The sequence below is a fragment of the Pyramidobacter piscolens W5455 genome (assembly GCF_000177335.1).
GTDB classification, from domain to species: domain Bacteria; phylum Synergistota; class Synergistia; order Synergistales; family Dethiosulfovibrionaceae; genus Pyramidobacter; species Pyramidobacter piscolens.
In genome coordinates this window covers 1-22,743 of the sequence record NZ_ADFP01000095.1, presented here as the reverse complement: position 1 = coordinate 22,743, position 22,743 = coordinate 1, and the positions used below count along the sequence as shown (strand labels likewise).

19 protein-coding genes and 1 riboswitch are annotated in these 22,743 nt (G+C 57.0%); of the genes, 7 read left to right on the top strand and 12 right to left on the bottom strand.

Features of this window, described 5'->3' with window-relative positions:
- Positions 1-112: 112 nt before the first annotated feature.
- From HMPREF7215_RS08765 to HMPREF7215_RS08735, 7 genes are all read right to left on the bottom strand, one after another.
- Complete coding sequence (locus tag HMPREF7215_RS08765) at positions 113-1,015, bottom strand: NAD(P)-dependent oxidoreductase (protein WP_009165456.1); 903 nt, start codon at positions 1,013-1,015, stop codon at positions 113-115.
- 11 nt (positions 1,016-1,026) lie between these two features.
- The gene (locus HMPREF7215_RS08760; protein ID WP_009165455.1) at positions 1,027-2,946 is read right to left on the bottom strand and encodes a TRAP transporter permease; all 1,920 of its coding nucleotides are present in this window, start codon (positions 2,944-2,946) and stop codon (positions 1,027-1,029) included.
- A gap of 157 nt (positions 2,947-3,103) precedes the next feature.
- Positions 3,104-4,090, bottom strand: coding sequence for a TAXI family TRAP transporter solute-binding subunit (locus HMPREF7215_RS08755; RefSeq protein ID WP_009165454.1), 987 nt, complete (start codon positions 4,088-4,090; stop codon positions 3,104-3,106).
- A 133-nt stretch (positions 4,091-4,223) separates the two neighbouring features.
- Entirely contained in the window at positions 4,224-5,408 is a 1,185-nt protein-coding gene (locus HMPREF7215_RS08750; RefSeq protein WP_009165453.1) for a thiolase family protein, read from the bottom strand.
- Between the two features lies 1 nt (position 5,409).
- Positions 5,410-6,108 (bottom strand): 3-oxoacid CoA-transferase subunit B, encoded by a 699-nt coding sequence (locus HMPREF7215_RS08745; protein WP_009165452.1) that lies wholly within the window; start codon positions 6,106-6,108, stop codon positions 5,410-5,412.
- Positions 6,092-6,781, bottom strand: coding sequence for a CoA transferase subunit A (locus HMPREF7215_RS08740; protein ID WP_009165451.1), 690 nt, complete (start codon positions 6,779-6,781; stop codon positions 6,092-6,094). Before HMPREF7215_RS08740 ends, HMPREF7215_RS08745 begins: the two co-directional genes overlap by 17 nt.
- A gap of 196 nt (positions 6,782-6,977) precedes the next feature.
- A complete protein-coding gene (locus HMPREF7215_RS08735; protein ID WP_009165450.1) occupies positions 6,978-8,561 on the bottom strand; it encodes a PucR family transcriptional regulator in 1,584 nt (527 codons plus the stop codon).
- 264 nt (positions 8,562-8,825) lie between these two features.
- Here HMPREF7215_RS08735 and HMPREF7215_RS08730 point away from each other — a divergent pair, with 264 nt between their 5' ends.
- On the top strand, positions 8,826-9,539 hold the full coding sequence (locus tag HMPREF7215_RS08730; RefSeq protein WP_198004587.1) for a 2-phosphosulfolactate phosphatase: 714 nt from the start codon (positions 8,826-8,828) through the stop codon (positions 9,537-9,539).
- A 340-nt stretch (positions 9,540-9,879) separates the two neighbouring features.
- On the opposite strand, the gene rbr is transcribed toward HMPREF7215_RS08730, so the two are convergent.
- From rbr to HMPREF7215_RS08715, 3 genes are all read right to left on the bottom strand, one after another.
- Complete coding sequence (rbr, locus tag HMPREF7215_RS08725) at positions 9,880-10,422, bottom strand: rubrerythrin (protein WP_040551028.1); 543 nt, start codon at positions 10,420-10,422, stop codon at positions 9,880-9,882.
- 111 nt (positions 10,423-10,533) lie between these two features.
- A complete protein-coding gene (locus tag HMPREF7215_RS08720) occupies positions 10,534-10,911 on the bottom strand; it encodes a Fur family transcriptional regulator (protein WP_009165445.1) in 378 nt (125 codons plus the stop codon).
- 146 nt (positions 10,912-11,057) lie between these two features.
- A complete protein-coding gene (locus HMPREF7215_RS08715) occupies positions 11,058-11,936 on the bottom strand; it encodes an NAD(P)-dependent oxidoreductase (protein WP_009165443.1) in 879 nt (292 codons plus the stop codon).
- A gap of 183 nt (positions 11,937-12,119) precedes the next feature.
- On the opposite strand from HMPREF7215_RS08715, the gene HMPREF7215_RS08710 reads away from it, so the two are divergent.
- Together HMPREF7215_RS08710 and HMPREF7215_RS08705 are read left to right on the top strand one after the other, a co-directional pair.
- Complete coding sequence (locus HMPREF7215_RS08710; protein WP_009165442.1) at positions 12,120-13,310, top strand: aminotransferase-like domain-containing protein; 1,191 nt, start codon at positions 12,120-12,122, stop codon at positions 13,308-13,310.
- A gap of 372 nt (positions 13,311-13,682) precedes the next feature.
- Positions 13,683-14,876 carry a DUF819 family protein gene (locus HMPREF7215_RS08705; protein ID WP_009165440.1) on the top strand — a complete coding sequence of 398 codons (1,194 nt, stop codon included), beginning with the start codon at positions 13,683-13,685 and terminating at the stop codon, positions 14,874-14,876.
- A 191-nt stretch (positions 14,877-15,067) separates the two neighbouring features.
- On the opposite strand, the gene HMPREF7215_RS08700 is transcribed toward HMPREF7215_RS08705, so the two are convergent.
- Together HMPREF7215_RS08700 and HMPREF7215_RS08695 are read right to left on the bottom strand one after the other, a co-directional pair.
- On the bottom strand, positions 15,068-16,225 hold the full coding sequence (locus HMPREF7215_RS08700; protein WP_009165439.1) for an iron-containing alcohol dehydrogenase: 1,158 nt from the start codon (positions 16,223-16,225) through the stop codon (positions 15,068-15,070).
- 115 nt (positions 16,226-16,340) lie between these two features.
- A complete protein-coding gene (locus tag HMPREF7215_RS08695; RefSeq protein ID WP_009165438.1) occupies positions 16,341-17,246 on the bottom strand; it encodes a cation diffusion facilitator family transporter in 906 nt (301 codons plus the stop codon).
- Between the two features lie 84 nt (positions 17,247-17,330).
- A riboswitch (NiCo riboswitch) is annotated at positions 17,331-17,415 on the bottom strand.
- Between the two features lie 159 nt (positions 17,416-17,574).
- On the opposite strand from HMPREF7215_RS08695, the gene HMPREF7215_RS08690 reads away from it, so the two are divergent.
- The 4 genes from HMPREF7215_RS08690 to hydA all read left to right on the top strand — a co-directional run bounded on the left by HMPREF7215_RS08690 (position 17,575) and on the right by hydA (position 22,670).
- Positions 17,575-18,108 carry a GNAT family N-acetyltransferase gene (locus HMPREF7215_RS08690; RefSeq protein ID WP_009165437.1) on the top strand — a complete coding sequence of 178 codons (534 nt, stop codon included), beginning with the start codon at positions 17,575-17,577 and terminating at the stop codon, positions 18,106-18,108.
- Between the two features lie 458 nt (positions 18,109-18,566).
- On the top strand, positions 18,567-20,066 hold the full coding sequence (locus HMPREF7215_RS08685) for a hypothetical protein (RefSeq protein WP_156797501.1): 1,500 nt from the start codon (positions 18,567-18,569) through the stop codon (positions 20,064-20,066).
- Positions 20,067-20,370: 304 nt separating this feature from the next.
- Positions 20,371-21,105, top strand: a complete 735-nt coding sequence (locus HMPREF7215_RS08680; protein WP_009165434.1) for an isochorismatase family protein — start codon at positions 20,371-20,373, stop codon at positions 21,103-21,105.
- A gap of 167 nt (positions 21,106-21,272) precedes the next feature.
- Entirely contained in the window at positions 21,273-22,670 is a 1,398-nt protein-coding gene (gene hydA / locus HMPREF7215_RS08675) for a dihydropyrimidinase (protein WP_009165433.1), read from the top strand.
- Positions 22,671-22,743 lie beyond the last annotated feature (73 nt).

The following is a 22,743-nucleotide window of genomic DNA, read 5'->3' as shown; positions in this document are numbered from 1 at the left end:
TCAGAAACGTAATAATAATCAATCATTCAAGGATCGAACGGAATCATTATTCGTCTTCCCTGCACAATCAATTCTGTTTTTTGAATTAGCACTCCGGTTCAACGTTGATATTTCACGAAATCATCTCCACGTTTTTCGAAAACTTAACACCTAATAATTTTTCATAAACTTTGATCATCGCCCCCTTATATTCTTGCCCCCAACCTTCAAGAAGCGTCATTTGATAAGTAGTCATCGCCGCATGAAGCACAGGTGTAGGAATTTTCATTTTCGCCGAAATAACACTGGCACTTTGCATGTCTTTGTAGGCACTGTCCATTGTAAATCCGTAGACAAAATCCCGCTCCAAAATTTTCGGAATAAAATATTCAGAAGCGTAGCTTCTCCCTGTCCCCGCATTCACCAATGTTCCTACTTTCTCCGGAGCCAGCCCCATCTTGACAGCAAAAGGTAATATTTCTGCAAGAGCCGCCATATTAATATTGTAGAGTACATTATTTATCATCTTTGCAAGTTGCCCACTTCCATACTCGCCCAGAAACAGGACTGAACTCCCAATATCATCGAGATACGTAGAGACCACATCAAAAACATTCTTCTTACCTCCGCACATAACACTGAGCTGTCCTGTCTTTGCCCGAGCTTCCATGCCCGATAAGGGAGCATCAATAAAGTTAACGCCCAAAGCTTCCACTCGAAGCGCCGTTTCTCTCGTCTTTTGATAATCAGCAGTGGTCAGGTCAACAATAATTTTCCCTTTTTCGAAGCCCTCGGCAAGCCCATGCTCGCCAAAAATAACTTTTTCAACGATATCACCATTCGGCAAACACAAAAAAACGATATCGCACACGCTCATCAATTCAGCGTTAGAATCGCTCTTCTTTGCGCCATGAGAAATCAAGAAAGCAACGGCTTCCGGATCAATATCATTAACATGAAGTTCCCCTCGGTTCTTCAACAGATTTAATGCACAATATTTGCCCATTTGTCCAAGACCGATAAAACCCAGTTTCATAAAGCGCCCTCCTAGAAGCTTGCAATGATATGAGACCCTTTTGAGCCTCCCCGGACAAGAATAAAAACCATAATTGCACTCGCAATACCGATGCCGCTGCTCAAGTAACCAGGCACAAGCGTAGCCAGCCCTCCTGCAAAAAGGACAAACCTGTAGAACCAATTGATGTTATAGAAAAAATTACCCATCATTGCAGCGGCAAGCATGACCGTCCCGCACAAAGCAATAAGCGTATCAACAATGATGGCTAAGACTGTGTCCTGCAGAATCAAACTATTTTCAAAAACGGCCAAATAAGGAACTAAAAAACCAGCCGCGCCAAGCTGGCAGGCTCTGTAACCAGCTTTGACCCAATTACAATCAGCAATTCCCGCCGTGATATAAATTGCCACGCATACAGGAGGCGTGAAAGCAGAAATACATGCAAAGTAGAAAAGAAACAGGTTAATCGCCATGGGATTCAAATTGAATTCCGCCAGCGCAGGGGCAACAACGGATGAACCTAAAATAAAAGCGGCCGTCGTCGGGAGCCCCATACCAAGTATTAATGTGGTAATCATTCCCAGGAATAGTCCCAGGAGAAGATACCCTCCACTCAATGAATAAATGGCAGAGGATATCTCAACCCCTAGCCCTGTCAATGACAACATTCCGATTATAATATCAGCACAGGCCCCAAGCAGAGCAATAACGATCAAGCCCTTAGCTCCGTCCACAAAAGCAACAATTACCCGGGTAGAACGACGCAAAATGGCTCTCGTGTCCAAGTCTGTAAAAACGTATAAAACTATCGCCAGGATGCTGGCAATTACGCCTGACGTTGCAACGGTGTATCCGCGAGCTAAAAACACGATAAGCACGATCAAGGGAATAAACAATCCGACAATACTGTGAAACTCGAGTGATTCTTTTGCTTTGGCAAATTCTTCCTTAGAAAGAGCCTGCATGCCGTTTTTTAGTGACGTGAAGTGGATCGCAGCAAATAACCCGACATAGTAGATTACCGCAGGAATAATAGCGGCCGCGGCTACAGTCAGGTAAGTTACACCCAGTTTCTCTGCGATAATAAAGGCCCCTGCTCCCATGATAGGAGGCATAATTTGCCCTCCAGTACCAGCGACAGCCTCAGCTGCGGCCGCAAACTCCGAGTCATAACCACTTTTTTTCATCATAGGGATCGTCATTGCACCAATAACTGCTCCATTTGCCGATGCGCTTCCGCTGACCATGCCAAACAAAGAACTTCCGATGACAGCGACTTTTGCAGGACCGCCAATCGCCCGTCCGCCAAAAAGTGTCGCGATATTCAAGAACACCTTTGCTCCTCCAGTGATCGAGAGGATCGCACCAAACAAAATAAATATCGCCACCATCCCAACCATGGTTCCCGTCGTGGTACCCCAGATTCCATACGATCCCACATAGAGATGCTGTGCAATAAACTCGAAACTAAAGCCTCGATGCGCAAAATTCCCTGGCAGCCATGGCCCAACAAAAGCATAAACGATCGTAATAACCGTAAGTACCGCAAAAATGGGCCCCATTGTACGCCGGGCCGCTTCAAGCAGCAAAAGCACAAGAATAACCGCAAATGCAAGATCGTAAGCATTAGACTCAGTTCCCATTGTCATGAAACGGTCGCTGTTAATCGCCACCCACCCGGTACATATTACGGCGAGAATCACTCCAACCCCGCCCATAATGCCAATGGATCTGTTCTTTTTCGATACATGAGGATGCATCAAATAGGCAAGAACAAGGGCAAAACCAACGAATACAGGACGTTGAATAAGACTAGGGAAAAATCCAAAAGCCGCTGTATAAAGAATAAAAAGTGTCATCAAGAGGGCAATCGTCGAGATAAGCCGCTGATCTTTCGAAAAAACCTTTACAAAAGACTCATCCATTACCCTTTCTGTCTTATTTATCATCGCGTTGTTCGCTCCTTAACACACATAATGACCCTCACATTAAAATCCTTTGCCGCTTGTAATTCATTTTAACTTGCCTTTTCATCAGGGGAAACACAACATACAGGACAAAGGTTCAAGCTGCCCCTTCATTCTACCAAGGAAAAACAGACTATTTTTATTTCGCTTCTACAGGGATTAATTGTTCTGGTATCTGAACACCAATCTCTCTGAAATATTTAACCGTTCCTTTATGAAGAGGAATTCCCATATCAAGAGTTGCCGCAATAAAATCCGATTGTCCAGCAGCCGCATAAACTTTAGACTGTTCTTCCTTGCCCTCAAAGCAAGCTTTCACATACATATAAATGGCTTTCTCAGACATACTTGCCATGGCCGCGTCGCCGAGATATGTCGCCCATGTTGTAGCATCCTTAGTTTGAGCGTTCAAGGAACCGGTAGGTTGAACTGCTGTCTTGAAATATGGATACACTTCCCTGACTTTGGCGATTTGCTCTGGCGTCCAATCGATGACATTCAGGCGAATAAATGTTTGTAATTCAATAAAAGTCGCGTCAGGTGAAAGCCCATTGCTTGTTTTATTGACGCATACAATACGGCGATCCTTCATAGCGTCTGCCGCATCGCTAAGGCTGCCACGGAACCATTCCGGCTGAATGCCAAGGGCCGAAAAGACAGATTCGCATACCGCTTCATTCCCGCTTCCCCTCATACCAGGCGAAACAGGTTTGCCCTGAAGCTGTTCCGCGTTTGTAATACCGCTTTCTTCGGTAACAACATAAGGAACCGAATTAACAGCGTAGGTGAGAACGGCTCTTAAATCCTTAACAGGAGTTCCCTGCCACTTACCTAGGCCATTGTAGGCTTCATAAGCGGTAGAATCCATTACCATGCCAATATCGATCTGCCCTTTTGCGAGACGATTGATATTATCCACGGCAGCGCCCGTTTCAATTACCGTAGGTTTAAGATCTGGAGCGTACTTCCTAAAAATTTTAATCATATTGACATAGTACGGATAAAGGATAGACGTTTTATTTGTTGTGCCGATATTGAGAAATATACGCTCCGCATGTACTTCTGAGGTGAAGAAACATCCACAAAAAGCAATGAGCATCCCTAAACGACAAAAACGTTTTCTCATTGTTACGCCCCTTCTTTCTTTGAATATATTTAACATAAAACTCAATGCAACTCTGTTCAACACCATCTGAACTTCCCACTCTGCCTTGCAAATCTCGTTTTTAATAATTATACCCCTTAACTGTGCTTCTCTTTTACAATTTCTTTACCACCATAGCCACGCCCTGGCCGCCGCCGATGCAGGCGGAAGCGATGCCGAGCTCCTTGCCCTGCTGACCGAGCGCGTTGATCAGCGTGGTCGTGATCTTGGCGCCGGTCGCGCCAATGGGGTGCCCAAGGGCGATCGCGCCGCCGTGGACGTTCAGCTTTTCCATGTCGAACGGCATTTCGCGGTGACAGGCGATGACTTGAGCTGCAAACGCTTCGTTGATCTCGATCAGATCCATGTCGCTCAGTTTCAGTCCGGCTTTGGACAGCGCCTTGGGCATGGCGACGACGGGGCCAAGCGGGAAACGCTCGGCGTCAAGCGCTGCGGCGCTGTAGCCAAGGATCTCGGCCAGCGGTTTGAGCCCGCGTTCTTTCGCCCATTCGCTGTCGGCAACAATGACGATCGCGCCGTTGTCGCACAGGGCCGAACTGCTGCCGGCGGTGATCGTGCCGCCGTCCTTTTTGTAGATGGGAGGCAGCTTGGCAAGCTTTTCAAGCGAGGTATCGGCGCGGAAGATCTCGTCGGTGTCGCAGACGATCTCGCCCATCTTTTTGTCCTTGACGGCGACGGGGACGATCTCGTCCTTGAAAAGTCCGGCGGCCGTCGCGGCGGCGGCCTTTTGATGAGAGGCGAGCGCGAACTCGTCCTGCTCCTGGCGCGAGATTTTGTACTCGGCGGCAATCTCTTCGCACAGTTCCCCCATCAGGTGCTGAGCGACGGGGCAGAAGAAGCCGTCTTTGTGCAGGGCGTCGAGGACTTTCTGTTCGCCCATGCGATAGCCCCAGCGCGCCTTGGGCAAAAGGTAGGGGACGTTCGAGGCGCTCTCCATTCCGCCGGCGACGATGACTTTGGCGTCGCCGAGGCGGATGCGGTCGGCAGCCAGCATGATGGTGCGCAGGCCGGAACCGCAGCGGATGTTCACGGTGAACGCGGGAACGGAGCTGGGGATGCCGGCGCCGTACATGGCGATACGGGCAGGGTTGGCGCCGACGCCGGCTTGCCAGCCGGTGCCGAGGATCACCTCGTCGACGTCCTCGCCTTTGATGCCGGCACGCTGAACGGCCGCTTTGAGTGCGATAGCGCCCAATTCGGGGCCGCTCAGCTTGGAAAGCGCGCCGCCGAATTTTCCCCCGGCCGTACGCGCTGCGCTGATAATAACGGGGTTGCTCATTTTATTTCACCGCCTCCGTTTCTGACACTTCCGTGCCTTTCATCTGCGTGATGATTTCAGCCTCGACATAGTCCGCCTCGGTATGAGCGCGAATGTCTTCCTTGGTCACTTCGGGCGCGATTTCCAGCAAGGTCATCGTGCCGTCCTCAATGGAGAACACGGCGAATTCGGTGACGATCAGGGAAACCACGCCTACCGCCGTCAGGGGCAGGCGGCACTTTTTGAGGATCTTGGGATGGCCTTTTTTATCGCAGTGGGTGGTGGCGACGATAACGCGTTTGGCGCCGACGACGAGATCCATCGCGCCGCCCATGCCGGGCAGCAGTTTGCCGGGGATGATCCAGTTGGCGAGATTGCCTTCCTGATCGACTTCCAGCGTGCCGAGCACGGTGGCGTCGACGTGTCCGCCGCGGATCAGGCCGAAGCTCATGTCGCTGCCGAAGAACGAGCAGCCGGGCAGCGGCGTGATAAAACGTCCGCCGGCGCCGATGAAGCGGTAATCTTTCTGCTCGGGTTCGGGGCCGGCGCCGAGACAGCCGTTTTCGGTCTGGATGACGAGGCGGCGCTCTTCGGGCACAAAGTTGGAGACCAGCGTGGGGATGCCGATGCCGAGATTGACCACGTCGCCGTCTTCAAACTCCAGCGCGATGCGTTTGGCGATGCGATTGCGGACGACGTCTTCGTTAAGTACGGGCAGCATAGTAGTTGTCTCCCTTCACGACCAGAATGTCCACCAGAATGCCGGGGGTCACGACGTTGTCGGGATCGAGCTCGCCCACGTCGACGATCGAATCGACTTCGGCAATCACCAGATCGGCCGCGGTGGCCATGGTGGGATTGAAGTTGCGGTTCGTGCCGAAATAGGTCAGGTTGCCCATGCGATCGGCCTTGTGGGCTCGGATCAACGCCACGTCGGCGTGCAGCGGCAGTTCGAGCAGATATTTTTTGCCGTTCACTTCAATGACTTGCTTGCCCTCCTCCACTTTGGTGCCGACGCCGGTAGGCGTCAGGAATCCGCCCAGCCCGAAGCCGCCGGCGCGGATGCGCTCGACGAAAGTTCCCTGGGGAACGAGTTCCAGTTCGAGCGTGCCGGCGTTGTACTGCTCGCCGGTCTTTTTGTTGATGCCGATATGCGAAGCGATGACCTTTTTGATCTGCCCTGCCGCCACGAGCCGGCCGTGGCCGACATCAGCGTAACTCGTGTCGTTGGAGATCATGGTCAGTCCGCTGGTGCCGGCTTTCTCAAGCGCTTCGACGAGCGTGTAGGGAACGCCGCCGAAATTGAATCCCCCAATCATGACGGACATGCCGTCTTTGACGTTTTTGACGGCTTCATTGGCCGACATGACCGGCTTGATCACATTTCGTGCCATATTTCTTCCTCCTATTCCAACTGAAAATACGTCCTATACCGCGCTGATTAGATCTTAATGAAAAATAAACCTTATGTCTTTATCCAGAAAAACATAATTTATGAATATTTTTGTAGAAAAATATAAATACCGTCCGCCAACGAGGGCTTTGTCGTAACGAAATTACGACAAAGCCCTCGTTGGCGGACGGTATTTACTATTTACCGTTTATTTCAAAACAGAACAGCGCGCGGGCCAGCATCGCCCGGTCTCTGTAGCGGAACAAATCGAGCCCCGTCAAATCCTTCATGCGCTGCACGCGGTAACGAAGCGTGTTTTCATGCACGTGAAGAACCCCTGCCGCCTCGCTGAGGTTCTCCGTTCGGTTCATTGCCCTCAACGTATCCTGAAAAGCGGTATTGCCGTGGTCGCGGTCATACCGAAGCAACGGCTCAAGAACTTTCTTCACGAGCAGGCGGCTCTCCAGCGTATCCGCCCCTTCGATCTGGGACAGTTCGAAGAGCCAATCGTCACAGCAAAGGAGCGATTCCGGCCTGTCATATCGGCTGCAGACCGCGCGGAAACAGTTTTTCGCCATACGGTAGCTGTCGCGGATCTCTTCGATCCTCCTTACCGACGGTCCGACCGATAAAACGGCCGATGGATCGGGGGCCAGCAGTTCTTTGGCCTTGATCATATACTGAGGCAGTTTCTGCCCGCCGGTCGACGAACACAGCAGCACGCATTCCGATGGGGTCACCCAGAGCAATATCTTATGCGGGATCAGACGTCCAAGGCTCCCCATGGTAAACTGCGCTCCCCGCCGAAACGCCTCGTCCAGTCCCGGACGGGCCGAGAACACCAGCACGCGGAACGCTTGTTCGGCGTCCAGTCCGCAACGTTCCAGCGTATGGCTGATGAACTCTCTTTTATCTTTGGGATTGTAGAGCAGGCTGTTCCACAGGCTCATCAACGTCCGGCGCGTATCCTCGAAGCGCTCGTTCCACTTCATCGTCAGTCTCATCTGCAGCTGTTGGATCATCAAACGTTCCTTGTCGCCCAGAGCCGGCTTATGATGCACGACCAGATAACCAAGACAATAGTTCTTACCCGTCAGCGGGAAGATATGCCACGGGGGCTCATGAAACTCTCCCTGCGTCACGCAGGCCTTGCGAAAAACTTCGTGCGCTCCCTGCAAAAGCGTATTTTCAGCTCGTCCTGCCTGCCGTTTTTGCGGCCATATGGGTTCCTGCAAGTCGGGAGGAAGAAGGAAGCAGAGCGCGCGGATCCGCTCGGAAAGCTGCGACAAAAGGACGGAATCCCGTCCGTCTTTCATGGCCAGTTCATAGAGGTCATGGAAATACTGGTTCACTTCCATCAAAACGCTGGCCTGGTAGAGATTGATTTCGGCCATGATGGACTGGATGAGCCACCTGAACTGACAGTCTGCGCGAATCTCGAACAGAGGAACGTTTTTCTCGTCGGCAATCTTGATGAACTCAGTGGGGATTTCGTCGATATGAGGGCCGAGCTTGAACCCCATCGCCGATACGACGTTCGTCAACGCCCGAAAACCTTCCAGCGCCAGAGGCGGATTGGTTCGTGCCAAATAGCCCACGCTGAAGACAAACTCCTGCCCTTCGAGGCGGCTCGCCAGCTCCGGCGATTCCCAGACAGTGGTATATGCTACCTGACGGTCGAGCCCTTCCTCGCCGGCGACAAGGCGCGTATATTTTTTGAAATTATGGAGCTGCGCGATCTGCCGCACCGTCACCGCCTGCGGAGCCCCAAGCGTTTTCACACGATGTTCCCCCTTTCCTTAGAAGGCAAATTCGCCCGCGTTTCAGCATAATAATACAAAAAAACGACGAAATTGAAAGGCCCTGCCCCGTTTTTATGCCGCAGCGCCATTACTCCAGAGCGAGAAACGCGGCGGCCTGCGCTTTCTCCGGTTGTTTTTCAACGCAGAACGTCGCCCGCTCCAAGAGCCCATTCCCAGACGGCGCCGTTCATCATATAATGGAAAGGCGGCGCGCCCGAAAGAGATCCACGGCGGCGCAATCCCATGAAGGCTGGCGATCCGATGGACATACAAATTCTCGAACTGCTCGACGGCGCGCGGCGGGCCCGCGGGCTGACGGTCGTCATCGACGTGTTCCGCGCTTTTTCGCTGGAAGCGTGGCTGTTCGCGCGCGGCGCGGCGTCGATTTTCGCCGTCGGCGCGGAATCCGAAGCCCGGCGCCTCAAAGCCGAACATCCCGGCGCCGTGCTGATCGGCGAGCGCGGCGGCGCGATCCTGCCGGGGTTCGATTTCGGCAACTCGCCGTCGCAGACGCGCGGCGCGGATTTCCGTGGAAAAACCGTGATCCACACCACCAGCGCCGGCACGCAGGGGCTGGCGGCCGCCGCCGGTGCGGCGGAGATCGTCGCCGGCAGCCTCGTTAACGCCGCGGCCACCGCGCGCTATATCCGCAGCCGCGATCCCGAGCGGGTATCGCTGGTGGCGATGGGGCTGGCGGGCGTTTCCGGCACGCCGGAAGACCGCCTTTGCGCGCGCTACATCACGGCGCGGCTCAAGGGGGAAACGCTGGACATGGAACGCGAATTGGCCGCCGTGCGTGCCGACCCGGAAGGGCAGAAGTTCTTCGACCCTGCCCGGCAGGACATGTTCCCCGAGGACGACTTCTGGATGTGCGTCGACACGGACCGCTTCGACTTCGTGATCCGCGCACAGCGCCTCGGCGACGGTCTGTTCCGCATGAGCGCGCTCGCGTGCTGAGCTCTCGAACAAACGCCGCCACGGAGGCGCAGGGAAAAGCAAAAGACAAACGCGGCGCAGCGTCTTTCCCAAGCAAAGATTCGAGCTGAAATACAGAATAATAAAAGTGCTCCGGGGGAGCACTGTCGTCGCGTTCTATTCAAAATCAACATCAAGATATCGGCAACCGCTTTTTCCCGTCCGCAATCTAAAACGAACAAGCAGCCGAAGGTTGACGAATGAGCAATCGTCAACCTTCGGCTGCTTGTATCACTGGAACTGCTTTTGATTCCGTTGAAAAAACGGCACTACGTTTTTTCGCTTTTCTCCGCGGCTCGGTGTCTCCGCGGCAGCTCTTGGTTTAATAGTTCTCGGCGTGGATCTCGAAGTAGCTCTGCGAATGGGCGCAGGCGGGGCACACGGCGGGCGCCTTGACGCCGACGACGATGTGGCCGCAGTTGCGGCACTCCCAGATCTTCACTTCCCCCTTCTGGAAGACTTCGCCGCTTTCCACGTTCTTGAGCAGGGCGCGGTAACGTTCCTCGTGATGCTTTTCGATGGCGGCGACGAGACGGAACTTCGCGGCCAGCGCGGAGAACCCCTCTTCCTCCGCAGTCTTGGCGAAGCCGTCGTACATGTCGGTCCACTCGTAGTTCTCGCCCTCGGCGGCCGCGGCCAGATTGGCTTTGGTGTCGCCGATGCCGTCCAGCTCCTTGAACCACATCTTGGCGTGTTCCTTCTCGTTGTCGGCCGTCTTCTGGAACAGGGCCGAGATCTGCTCGTAGCCTTCCTTCCTGGCGACCGAGGCGAAGTAGGTGTACTTGTTGCGCGCCTGCGATTCGCCGGCGAACGCCGCCTGCAGGTTCTTGAGAGTCTGGGTGCCTTCGTACTTGTTCTGTGCCATTTCCGAATAATCCCCCTGATTTTTTTCAAAACATGTCTTCCCTCCGTCCCCCCGGACGGAGCGGATCTCCCCCATGGCTGCCGGCAGAACCGCCAGCCTTCCCACACGCGCTTACGGCGCCGTCCCCTCCGCCTTGCGGCGGCATTCGGGACAAACGTAAAAGACTTTGAGGTCATAGGACGTGATGTTTTCCCCCAGCTGCTCTTCCAGCCCCCCGGTCAGGTCGGCCAGCGTCACGTCCGCCAGTTTGCCGCACTTCTGGCAGATCAGATGATCGTGCTTCTCGATCCGGTCGTAGCGCTCCGGCGATCCTTCGACGTGAACGCGGCGGATCAGCTTTTGCGCGCAGAGCGCGTTGAGATTGTTGTACACCGTCGCCAGAACGACCTTGGGCTGCGTCTTTTTCAGCTCCCAGAAAATCTGTTCCGCCGTCAGGTGGCTGCGCGAAGCGTTCACGATGTCGAGAATTCCCCGAGCGTATTTTGTCATGGCCTCGCCTCTTTTCTGGAATTATTCTAATTCTATTTTCTCGATCTGTCAAGCGACAACTTTTCATTTGCCATGAAACGCTCGAAGCGCGGCGATCGGCCAAAAAAACTTCCGGCTGATCGTCGCGCCCCGTAAAAAGCGCTTCGCTAATTGCGTTCCGATGCGTACAGCTTGTACAGCGCCTGCGTGCCGTCGTTTTCGCCGCCCGATTCGGCCAGGCGGCGGTAAAGTTTGTCGGCCAGCGCCAGGCCGGGCAGATCGAGCTTCATTTCCTTGGCGCAGTCGAGGGCGATGCCCATGTCTTTGATGAAGTGCTTGACGTAAAAGCCGGGCTTGAAATCGCCTTTGAGCATGCGCGGCGCCAAGTTGCTCATTGAAAAGCTGCCCGCCGCGCCGCCGGAGATGCTTTCGAGCACGCGCCGCGGATCGAGCCCGGCGGCGCGCGCATAGGCCAGCGCTTCGCAGACGCCCATCATGTTGGACGCGATGGCGATCTGATTGGCCATCTTGGTATGCTGCCCCGCGCCCCACGGCCCTTGCAGTTTCCACTCCTTGCCCATGGCGGCGAACAGAGGCTCCGCCAGTTTGAACGCCGTTTCCGGCCCGCCGGCCATGATCGTCAGCTTGGCGTCGCGCGCGCCCACGTCGCCGCCGGAAACGGGCGCATCGAGAGCCTCGCAGCCGAGTTCCCGCGCTCTGGCGCCGATTTTCGCGGCCAGCAGCGGCGACGAGGTGGTCATATCGATGAGCAGCTTGCCCGGCGCAAAGCCCGCGAACAGGCCTCTTTCGCCGAAGTAGACCTGCTCCACGTCGCGCGGATAGCCGACGATCGTGATCACCGCGTCGGCCGCGCGCATCACATCCGCGGGACTCTCCGCCCACGCCGCGCCGGATGCCAGCAGCGTTTCGGCGGAAGTCTTGCTGCGGTTGGAGACCGTCAGATCGAAGCCGGCCTTCATCAGGTTCGACGCCATCGCTCTCCCCATCACGCCCAGTCCGACAAAACCGATTTTTCTCAAAGTCATCAGAATCTCTCCTTTTTATTGAATCCCGCGCGGCGCAAACCGCGTTCGTCTCCCTTTTTATTTCATTCTAGCACGGATCGTTCGCATGAAGCGACATGAGTTTTCTCCGCCGGATATTTATCAAGCCGGCATGAAAATGTTATAATGGCGCAAATTTGAAAAATTCAGTCAGGAGGCCTGACCATGGAATACAGACTCAGTCATCGCGCCAAAAACCTGCGCCGCTGCATGATGGACGTCTTTCATCTGCGCGACGCGAAGGACATGATCTTCTTCAACTCCGGGCAGCCCGCGGCGGATCTTTATCCCCGCGACCTGCTGTGCGCCGTCATCGACGAGCTGCTCGCCGATGATCCGCAGATACTCGCCTACCCCGGTTCGCAGGGCGACGAAGAACTGCGCGAAGCTCTGGCCGAACGCCAGAACCGCCTCGACGTCGGCGCCGGCATCCGGGCGGAACAGATCGTCGTCACCAACGGCGGCACCGGCGGCGCCGATCTGCTCGCGCAGCTGTTCGTCGACCCCGGCGACGCGGTGCTGAGCGAAACGCCGACGTTTCCCGAAACGCTGGACTGCTTCGCCAAAGCCGGCGCGCGCCTCGCGGGCGTCTCCATGGACGCCGACGGCCCGCTGCCCGGCGAACTCGAACGCCTGGCGCGGGAACTGCGGCCGAGCTTCTTCTATGTCATCCCCAACTTCCAGAACCCCACGGGACGCTGCACTTCGACCGAACGCCGCCGCGCCGTCGTGGAGGTCGCGCGCCGGTACGGTTTCTTCATCGTCGAGGATGATCCCTATCGCGAGCTGAACTTCGACGCCGCGCCGCCACCTTCCTATTATTCGCTGGCGCCTGACTGCACGATCTCCATGGGCAGCCTTTCGAAAACGATCGCACCGGGAATGCGCCTCGGCTGGCTGGTACTGCCGGACGAACTGGTCGAACGCGCCGTGATGACGCTCAAGGCCACGGCGCTGTGCTATCCCGCCTTGCTTCACCGCGCCGCCGCGCGCGTGATCAAACATCCTCAGTTCGACGCGCACATTGACGAGCTACGCCGCGATCTGAAGCGACGTTGCCGGCTTTTGACTGGATTGATGAGCGCGCAAATCCCAACGAAGTGGCTGACGTGGGAAACGCCGCTGGGGGGCATGTTCCTGTGGTGCCGCCTGCACGGCGGCGTCTCGGCCATGGATTTCGCCGTACGCGCCCGCGATCACTGGCACGTGGCCTTTTTCCCGGGCGTCTGTTTCACGCCCAATTACGAGGGCGAAGACTTTTCGCTGCGCCTCACCTTCGCGCGCCAGACCGACGCCCAGATGGCCGAGGGCGTACGCCGTATCGCCGCGGCACTGGAAAGTTTCCAACAAAACTGACACTATTTCTTAATCAAAAAGTTGAATATAAGGGTGCTGCGAGTGAGTTCAGTCGCTCAGAACTATCTCGACTGCTGCGCAGTCTGGGCAGCCCGCTTTGTGAATCTCCCTCGCAGCGCTCTCGAGTTCGGCTTTTTGATCAAGAGATAGTATTAAACGCTCTTACAGCTCTGTTTTAGAGCAATCGGCGCGTTTTTTCATAAAAAAATACATTGCATAATACTTATTGACCAACTCTCGCAAAAAAACTAAAATTTCTCCGTTCAAGTTAAAAACTTCACATCTCATGCCGGCGCATGGGGGGGAAGTTTCCGCGGCTGCCCCCGCGGAAGAGAAACGCTGCGCGATTTTATTTTGTAGGAGGAATTTTTCATGTCTTTTATCAGCGCCGACAACACGTGGGTCCTCTGGGCCGTCATGGTCGGCACCGCCTCGCTGAGCATCTGGCTGGAGCAGACGTACCAATGGGCCAGCAAGGTGACCGGCTGCGTCCTGGCCCTGGTCCTGATGATGATCCTGGCGAACTTCAGGGTGATTCCCACCGACGCGCCCGCGTACGACAACGTCTGGAGCTACGTGGTGCCGCTGGCGGTGCCGCTGCTGCTGTTCAACTGCGACATCCGAAAGATCGGCCGCGAAACGGGCAAACTGCTGGTCGTTTATCTGCTCAGCTCCGCCGGCACGGTGGCCGGAGCGCTGCTTGGCGCGTTCGCGCTCGGCAAGTACGTTCCGGAACTGAAGGCGTTTTCCGCCATGTTCACGGGGACCTACACGGGCGGCTCGGTCAACTTCACGGCCATGGCCGACGCGTTCCTGACGGATAAGAAGCTGATCTCCGCCGGCGTGGTCGCCGACAATCTGCTGATGGCGATCTACTTCTTCGTGCTGATCGCCATCCCCGGCATCGTCTGGTTCCGCAATCACTACAAACACCCGCTCGTCGACAGGATGGAAGCCGGCGCCGCTTCGGCCAACGCCGCCGCCGACTATTGGAAGCCCAAGCCCGTGGGGCTGAAGCACATCGCCTTCAATTTCGCCGCGGCCACGATCATCGTCGCCGCGTCCAAAGCGCTGGCCGCCTACTTCGGCAAGACGATTCCCGCCACTTCCACGGCGCTGTCGATCGTCAACCAGCTGTTGGGGAATCAGTATCTGATCATGACCACGGTGACGATGATCCTCGCCACGAGTTTTCCCCGCGTGTTCAGCAACGCGCCCGGCGCCAGCGAGACGGGCACGTTCCTGATTTACATTTTCTTCGGCGTCATCGGCGCGCCCGCCTCGATCATGGAGATCGTCGCCAATTCGCCGATCCTGTTCGCCTACGCCGGCGTCGTCATCGTCATGAACATGGTCGTGACGTTCTTCTTCGGCAAGCTCTTCCGCTTCAACCTCGAAGACCTCGTCGTCGCTTCCAACGCCAACGTCGGCGGCCCTACCACCGCCGCGGCCATGGCCATCTCCAAAGGCTGGTTCGACCTGGTCGGCCCCGCGCTGCTGGTCGGCACGCTGGGCTACGTGCTCGGCAACTACCTCGGCGTCATCGTCGCCAACGTCGTGGGATAAGGTTTTAAACAAAAACCGCCGCAGAAACGCAAAAGTACAAAGAAAAACAAAAAACGGATCGAAAACACAAAGAGCCGATGGTCACGGTGATCATCGACTCTTTTTCTGTAATTGATAATTCAGTTTTCGTTTTTTTTCCCGCTTCGCCGCTTCTCCGTAGTCGGTTTTGTTTAAAACCGACTGCGCCCGGCTCAATAGCACTCGGTGAGGATGTCGAAGATCTCGCCGACAGTGAGCTGGCGGCAGCAGCCTTCCTTGATGTTGGTGCTGCGGGCGACGGCGTTGTAGAAGGAGCGGTCGGCGATGCCCATCTTGCGGAAACTGTTGGGCAGGCCGACGTCGATCACGAACTGTTCCAGCGCGGCGATGCCGGCCAGCGCGGTCTCGCGGTCGTCGCCGCGGTCGGCAGCGCCCCACACGTTCTTCGCCCAGCGGGCGAAGCGCTGCGGCGCGGCCTTGTAGAGGTGGCGGTAGAGAATCGGCTGGATCACGGCCAGTCCCATGCCGTGGTTGCAGTTGGTGTACGCGCCGACCTGATGCTCGATCTGGTGGGCCTGAAAGTCGGTGACCTTGCCGGCCTTGAGCAGGCCGTTTTCGCCGATGGCCGCCGCCCACATCAGCTCGCCGCGCACGCGCAGATCGCCCGGCTCTTTCACGAGGGCGCGCGCGGTGCGGATGACGTGGCGCATCACGGCCTCGGCGATCTCGTCGGTGAGGTTGTCGTCGAGCGGCTTGCCGAAGTAGCTTTCCATGCAGTGCGAGAGCGTGTCGAACGCGCCCGAGACGACCTGCGGCAGAGGGGCGAAAAGCGTATAGGCGGGGTCGAGCGCCGCGAAGGACGGCGACGCGCCGGTCATGCCGGCTTTGATCTTCTTCTCTTCGTTGGTGATCACGGCGATATTGTTCTGTTCGGAGCCGGTGCCCGCCACGGTGACGACCACGCCGAGCGGGATGAACCGCGCCGGCTCGGCGTGGAAGCGGAACTTCATCTCCCACAGATCCTCGCCGGTCATGGCTTGGGCGGCCACGACCTTGCAGCAGTCGCTGACGGAACCGCCGCCGACGGCGAGGATCAGGTCGACGCGTTTCTCGCGGGCCAGGCGCGCGCCCTCCTGGACTTTGGCGTACGTTGGGTTGGGCGTGATGCCGCCGAATTCGGTCACGTCCTTGCCCGCCGCGCGCAGCAGCTTCATGACCGCGTCGTAAACGCCGTTTTTCTTGACGGAACCGCCGCCATAGGCGAGCATCACCGTTCGCCCGTATTTGGGCAGTTCGCTCCCGAGCGCGCGGACGGCGGCGTCCGCGCCGAAATAGGTGACCGTCGGACAGGAAAAGACGAAATCGCGCATGAAAAAAACCTCCTTTGCAGATCGGAATCGTTCGCGCATTTACAACGAATCAAAAAGCATGTTATACAAGTGATATATTTTCGCGTCTCCGCGGCGACTTTTATTCTGCGAGGATTCAGAGCGGATTGACGTGGACCATCACGTGCTTGACTTGCGGGAAGTTCGCCTCGACCGCGTCGTGGACCCTTTCGGCGACGGCGTGGGCGGCGGCCAGTGAACAGAGCCCGTCCACGCCGATCTCGATGTCGACGTAGACGCGGTTGCCGAACTCGCGCGTGTTCAGCAGGTCGATGCGGCGCACGCCCGCCTGCGCGGCCACGCACTCGCGCAGCGCCCGCTCGGTGGCCTCGTCGCAGGCATGGTCCACCACTTTGTCGGTGGCGTCCTTGAAAATGTCGGCCGCCGCCTTGACGATGAACAGGCAGATGACGAGGCTGGCCGCCGGTTCCATCGCCGGCGCCCCCATACGCGCGCCGGCAATGCCGATCAGCGCGCCCACCGACGACAGCGCGTCGGAGCGATGATGCCACGCTTCGGCTTTCAACGCCGTGGAGTCGATGCGCCGCGCCCACAGCCACGTGTACCAGAACATCGACTCCTTGACGGCGATCGACAGCGCCGCCGCGAAGAGCGCGATGCCGCCCGGCTGCGGCATGTTCCGGTACGCGCCGCTCCAGATCTTCTCCACAGCGCCCCAGCCGATCAGCAGGCCGATCGTCGCCAGGATGCCGCCGAGAATCAGCCCCGCCACGCATTCGAGCCGCTCGTGCCCATAGGGATGCGAACGGTCCGACGGCCGCGCCGAGACCTTGACGCCCGCAACGACGATGACGCTGCCGAGGATGTCGGACGTAGAGTGGACGGCGTCGCTGATCATGGCGTCGGAATGCCCGATCGCGCCGGATGCGAACTTGAATGCCGCCAGCAGCAGATTGCCTGCGCCGCAAACGACGGAGACGCGCGTGGAGATCGTTTCGAACTGAGTTTTTTCCGGCGCGCCGGCACGTTTTTCCTCATCCATGACAATTTCCTCCTGAACAGATGGTTTCATGAAATCTTCCCGCCCGCGGAGCACGAAAAAATCCGCGGGACGCGCTCGAATCGCTTCCGTCCCGCGGATCGTCGTCCGCTGCCGCGCCGCGGCGGCCCGGCCCGCTCCCCGAGGGGACGGCCTGTTCAGTTTGTGCCGTAGTCGCAGGCGGTGCAAAAAGCCTAAGCAAATCTTAACAACCGGTCGCGGAATTAGTCAAGGCATATCGCCGCGCGCTTGCCGGAACGAGGGCGCGCCGCTATAATGAACGACAAGATTCCGCCGCGCCGCGGACATCGCCCAGAGGAGGGGAACCCTTATGAACCGCTTGAAATTGGTCAGACCGAACGCGACGCACGAAGCGCAGGTCATGAACTATCGCCGCGTTTTTCTGGAACGGCGCGAGAACTTCGCCGGCTGCGCCGGGCTTGAAGACGTCGAAAACTACGCCGAATGGCTCGATTTCGAAAACCGTCTCTCGAAAAAGTACGGCGACGGCTACGTTCCCTCCACCGTGTTTCTCGCGGTGAGGCCAGAGGACGAAACGCTCGTCGGCATCCTCGAGATCCGTCACCGCCTCACCCCTTTCCTGCTCCGCTACGGCGGGCACATCGGCTACAGCGTCCTGCCCTCGCAGCGGCGCCAGGGCTGCGCCAAAGAGATGCTCCGCCTCGCCCTGAAAGAGTGCCGAAAGCTGAACCTCGACCGCGTGCTCCTCACCTGCGACAAGGGAAACGTTGCCTCGGCGCGCACGATCGTCGGCGACGGCGGCGTGCTGGAAAACGAGATCGAAGACGACGTCGGCATGGGGCAGTCGGGCACCATCCAGCGCTACTGGATCGACGTCGAATAACATTCCTTCGCCGCAAAAGGAGGCCGCCCATGCTCGACCATATACGCACCGCCGGCGCGGAAGACTTCGGCGCGCTCTGGCGCTTTTACGAAGACGTCTGTCGCGCGCAAGAACTCGACGAATAGGGGGTCGACTAGCACCTCGGCGTGTTTCCTGCTGCGCAGACCTGAAAGGGCGCGTCGCCGCCGGAAGGTTCTTCCTTGGTTGGAAGGACGGCAGCCTTGCCACTTTTTCATGAAACTTTTTCTGTTTAACCGCCGTCCGTCACGATTTTCACGTCAAAGCATAGCATTTTATCTCGCGGTGGCAGAAGCTGACAGCGCTGTTGCTACGGCGTGACGCGAGTTCTCCTTGCGTCATCAACAATTTGATTGCAGAAATTTTCTTAAATATGCTATGATAAAAGCATGAATTTCTGTGATTTTATGGGTATTATGCTCTTAAAAGAGGTGAAAAAAGTGACTGGAATCCGTAAGCCGCTGACGAGTTTAGGCTACCTCATGGAACGTCTGGGAATCTCTTCGGCTATGCTCGCCAAGGAACTGCACCTTGACGCCAGTCTGGTGAGGAAGTGGAAGCGAGGCTCGCGCTCGCTCTCGCGCCGCTTGCCTTATTTTCAGGAAGTACTCCAGTTCTTCTGGGACTGGGGGCAACACGACTCGTGCCGGATGCTTTTGTCGGCGTTGCAGGAGATCCATCCGACGGCCTGCTTCTCCGACAAGGAGGAATTTTTTGTCTTGCTGAGCGATATTCTCGAAGGCGGCGCGCCGTGCGTGCCCGCCGCGCCGGCCGACCGGCGCGCCACGGGACGCGTCGAAGTGACGCTCTACGACCGCACGCGCGGGCACCGCTACGCCATGGACGCGCTGCTGAAAATGGCCGAGATGATGGACCGCCCCGGTCATCTGATCTTCATCGAGTCGGAGCTTTTTTCGTGGCTGTTGGACGACAAAGAATACTGCGCCCTGTGGTGCCGCCGCCTGTACGCCTTGCTGAACCGCGGCTTCACGGCGACGATCGCCCTGCACTTCACGCTGCAGAACGACCTCTTTTCGCTCTTCTTCGTCAAATGCAGCCCGCTGCTGTTCCACCGTAACATCGAGTGGTACGCGCACAACTTTTATGACGACAATATCTACTATTTTTCTTTCGCTGTGCTCGAACATTCGATGTCGATCATGACGATTCCTCTGGCGGACAACCAGTCGACTTCGATGGTCTTCACCGACAGCTACTCCGTCCAGCAGCACAAAAACGTCGCTGCCACGGTGCTGCGCAGCTGCCGTCGGATTTTCAGAAATTTCTCGGCCATTCAGGCGCGCAGTTTTATCGAGCTCTTCAAGCGCTGGCCGCCGCTGGGGGACGTTCTGTACACCTTCTTGCCCGTGCCGGCGATGATTTATGCCGAAGAAGGCTTGCTGCGGCGCATTCTCAGCAACAACAACGTCAGCGAGAGCGTCTTCTCGAACTGTCTGGAGATGAACCGCATGCTTCACGCCATGTTTGCGCAGCACCGAAAGGACCGTGCGATTACGTCAATCTGGGAGATCTTTCAGATCGAGGAGATGGAGCGGCGCATCAACGAGGGCTTTATCAGCTGCAGCCTCAGCCTGCTGGGGCTGGACCACATTATCGTTGAACGCCGCGAGTACGCTCAGGCGCTGGAAAATATCGTCGGCTATCTGAAAAAATACCCATGGTTCAACGTGGCGCTCGTCTCCGAAAAAGACCAGCTGCTGCCGAACATGAACTGCTGGTGCATGAAGTCGTGCTGGACGGCGCAGATGGACGACGAAGGCCTGCGCTTTTGCGACGAGCCAACGTTCTCCACCGCCACGTCGACGGCTCTAGAGATTTCGCTGCGGCAGATTCCCGCCGCGCGCAAGAACAAGACAGACGTCGAGGCGATTCTCGGGATGATGATCAGAAAACTTCGCTCTTACCACGCGCCACGCTGACGCGCTGTTCCCGCTGCGGAACAGCGCGCGCGTTTTTTCGGCGCCGCGGGACAAAAAGGCTGTCACGTTTTGTCCCGCCCTATAACGTGACAACAGGCCCCTCACATATTTACAAGAAAAAAAATACATGATATTTTTTACTCAGAGCATAAGAGAAGTAAAATGCATACACTTTAAAAACAAAGAACCTCTTCTGTTTTACCGTACAGAGCGCCGCTCGCAAGGAGACTGCATCCGGAGCAGTCTGGGCAGAAAAGAGCCGCATCTTCATCGCACAATCAACGACAGAAAGGATGAATTGTTTATGGCAAACAAGGAATACAAATTTGTCGATAACTACGGATTTAACGAGACTCTGTTGAAGGAAGCTTTCGCCGAAGCCCGCAAGATTTACAAAGAGCGCGGTTTCATGAGAAGGATGGGATTTGGCAAAGCTCCCGCCATCACCACCGTCGATATGGCAAAGGCATGGATGAGCGAAGGCCACGTGTTCACCTGCGACCACTCCAACGAAGTCTGCGCCGAAGCTCTGAAGGTTCTCGAAGCGGGACGCAAGTCCGGCGTGCCGATCTTCCACACCACCACCGGCTACGTGGGCGAGAAACAGTGGGACCTTCCCCGCTGGGACGAAAAGATCCCCATGAGCGCCTTGGACATCAACTCCGACTGGCTGGAGATCGACCCGAAGCTGAAGCCGCGCCCCGAGGAGCCCGTCATCCATAAGAAGTACGCCTCCAACTTCTTCGGTACGCATCTGGCTCAGACTCTCTGTTTCCTCGGCGTCGACACCGTTATCGTCATGGGCGCCACCTCTTGCGCCTGCGTTCGCCACACCGTCATGGATTCCACCGGCTACGGCTTCAAGACCGTCATTCCCGAGGGTACCGTGGGTGACCGCGTCCCCGGCGTCATCGAGTGGAACCTTTTCGACATGGAAGCCAAGTTCTGCGACGTCGTACCGGTCGCCGAAGTGGTGAAATATCTCGAAGGCATTGATCCTTCCGTGTACCGTAAGCACGAGCGCAAGCTGGACAAATAACCCGCGGCGCGGCATTGATTTCCTCCGGGGGCTGTCTTTACAGCCCCCTTTTTTGAAATGGAAGCCCGCTCGCGGTTCCGCCAACCCTCTCTGTGCGGAAGAATAGCGACCAAACCGGCGAGTCTCGGGAAACGGGGCTACGCCCATAAACGGAAAGGAGGGCGCCTGTGAGCCTTTTAATAAAGAACGGCACCATTCTGTCAACGACGGGCGAATATGTCGCTGACATTTACGTGGAAAACGACGTCATCAGCCTGATCGGCAAGGACTTGAACGTGAAGGCCGATGAAGTGGTCGATGCTGCGGGGAAATACGTCTTCCCCGGCGGCGTGGACGAACACGTGCACTACGGTTCGTTCGGCGGCTTGCTCTTCGACACCGCCGACGCGGCGGCCGTGGGCGGCACGACGACAATCGCCGACTTCGCGCCTCAGGACGCGGGAGTCCCGCTGATCGAAGCCATTGAACGTCAGGCGGCCAAGGCCAAGGGCACGTGCTCCGTCGATTACGCCTTTCACGGCATCATCATGGATCCCAAAGATTCCGTCTTCGAGGAAATCCGCAAGCTGCCGGAAATCGGCGTGGCGACGCTGAAACTGTTCATGGCCTACAAAGGATCTCCCTTTTACTGCGACGACGAGGCCATTTTCAAGGCGATGCAGATCGCGCGCGACTACGGCGTGACAATGATGGTCCACGCCGAAAACGGCGACATTATCAACGTTCTGCAGAAGCAGCTGGTCGCCGCGGGCAAGACTGATCCGGTGTACCACTACTACTCGCGCCCGCCGCTTGTCGAAACGGAAGCGACGCAGCGCGCCATCGCGCTGTCGGAGCTTGCCGAAAGCCCGCTGTTCGTCGTTCACGTCAGCACCCGAGGCGCCATGGAGGCAATCCGCGACGCTTACAACCGCGGCCTGCCCGTCTACGGCGAAACCTGCACGCACTATCTGACGCTGAATCTGGAAAACCTTGCCAAGCGCGGCAACGACGGCTTTGAAGGCGCCAAATACATCTGCTCGCCCGCGTTGCGCCCGCAGGAGCACTTGGACGCCATGTGGGAAGGCATTCAGCGCGGCTGGCTGACGGCAGTCGGCTCGGATCACTGCGCCAACACCGGCGGCTACGAAGGCGCGAAGAAGAAGGGGCTGGGTAATTTCGCCAAGGTCCCTAACGGCGCGCCCGGCGTTCAGGACCGTCTAGCGATGCTCTGGACTCAAGGTGTCGAAACGGGACGCCTCACCAAACAGAAGTTTGTCGAAATCTTCGCCACGGCTCCGGCGCGTATGCTCGGGCTGCCTCACAAGGGCCGCCTTGACATCGGCTGCGACGCCGACATCGTCGTCTACGATCCGGCCTATCGCGGCAAGATCACCAACGCCGCCAGCTACCATGGTACCGACTATAACGCCTTCGAGGGCTTCCCGATGCACGGCATTCCCGAAAAGGTCTATCTTCGCGGCACGCTGATGGCCGCCGCGGGCAAGTTCGTTGGAGCGAAGGGCAAGGGGCGCCGCCAGCGCTGCCAGACCTACGGCCGGTGCTTCGAGTACGTCTCCCGCTGACAAAGCCCCGTCCGCACCAGAAAAAACAGCGTTCTCAGCGCAGCACGCGGTGTATCGCGCACAAACAAAAAAC

Coding starts and splice junctions, on each gene's coding strand:
- HMPREF7215_RS08765 (WP_009165456.1), bottom strand. CDS start 1,015: ATGAAACTGGGTTTTATCGGTCTTGGACAAATGGGCAAATATTGTGCA.
- HMPREF7215_RS08680 (WP_009165434.1), top strand. CDS start 20,371: ATGGCAAACAAGGAATACAAATTTGTCGATAACTACGGATTTAACGAG.
- HMPREF7215_RS08745 (WP_009165452.1), bottom strand. CDS start 6,108: ATGCTGCCCGTACTTAACGAAGACGTCGTCCGCAATCGCATCGCCAAA.
- rbr (WP_040551028.1), bottom strand. CDS start 10,422: ATGGCACAGAACAAGTACGAAGGCACCCAGACTCTCAAGAACCTGCAG.
- HMPREF7215_RS08740 (WP_009165451.1), bottom strand. CDS start 6,781: ATGGCACGAAATGTGATCAAGCCGGTCATGTCGGCCAATGAAGCCGTC.
- HMPREF7215_RS08755 (WP_009165454.1), bottom strand. CDS start 4,090: ATGAGAAAACGTTTTTGTCGTTTAGGGATGCTCATTGCTTTTTGTGGA.
- HMPREF7215_RS08705 (WP_009165440.1), top strand. CDS start 13,683: ATGTCTTTTATCAGCGCCGACAACACGTGGGTCCTCTGGGCCGTCATG.
- HMPREF7215_RS08750 (WP_009165453.1), bottom strand. CDS start 5,408: ATGAGCAACCCCGTTATTATCAGCGCAGCGCGTACGGCCGGGGGAAAA.
- HMPREF7215_RS08690 (WP_009165437.1), top strand. CDS start 17,575: ATGAACCGCTTGAAATTGGTCAGACCGAACGCGACGCACGAAGCGCAG.
- HMPREF7215_RS08730 (WP_198004587.1), top strand. CDS start 8,826: ATGAAGGCTGGCGATCCGATGGACATACAAATTCTCGAACTGCTCGAC.
- HMPREF7215_RS08715 (WP_009165443.1), bottom strand. CDS start 11,936: ATGACTTTGAGAAAAATCGGTTTTGTCGGACTGGGCGTGATGGGGAGA.
- HMPREF7215_RS08695 (WP_009165438.1), bottom strand. CDS start 17,246: ATGGATGAGGAAAAACGTGCCGGCGCGCCGGAAAAAACTCAGTTCGAA.
- HMPREF7215_RS08700 (WP_009165439.1), bottom strand. CDS start 16,225: ATGCGCGATTTCGTCTTTTCCTGTCCGACGGTCACCTATTTCGGCGCG.
- HMPREF7215_RS08710 (WP_009165442.1), top strand. CDS start 12,120: ATGGAATACAGACTCAGTCATCGCGCCAAAAACCTGCGCCGCTGCATG.
- HMPREF7215_RS08760 (WP_009165455.1), bottom strand. CDS start 2,946: ATGATAAATAAGACAGAAAGGGTAATGGATGAGTCTTTTGTAAAGGTT.
- HMPREF7215_RS08720 (WP_009165445.1), bottom strand. CDS start 10,911: ATGACAAAATACGCTCGGGGAATTCTCGACATCGTGAACGCTTCGCGC.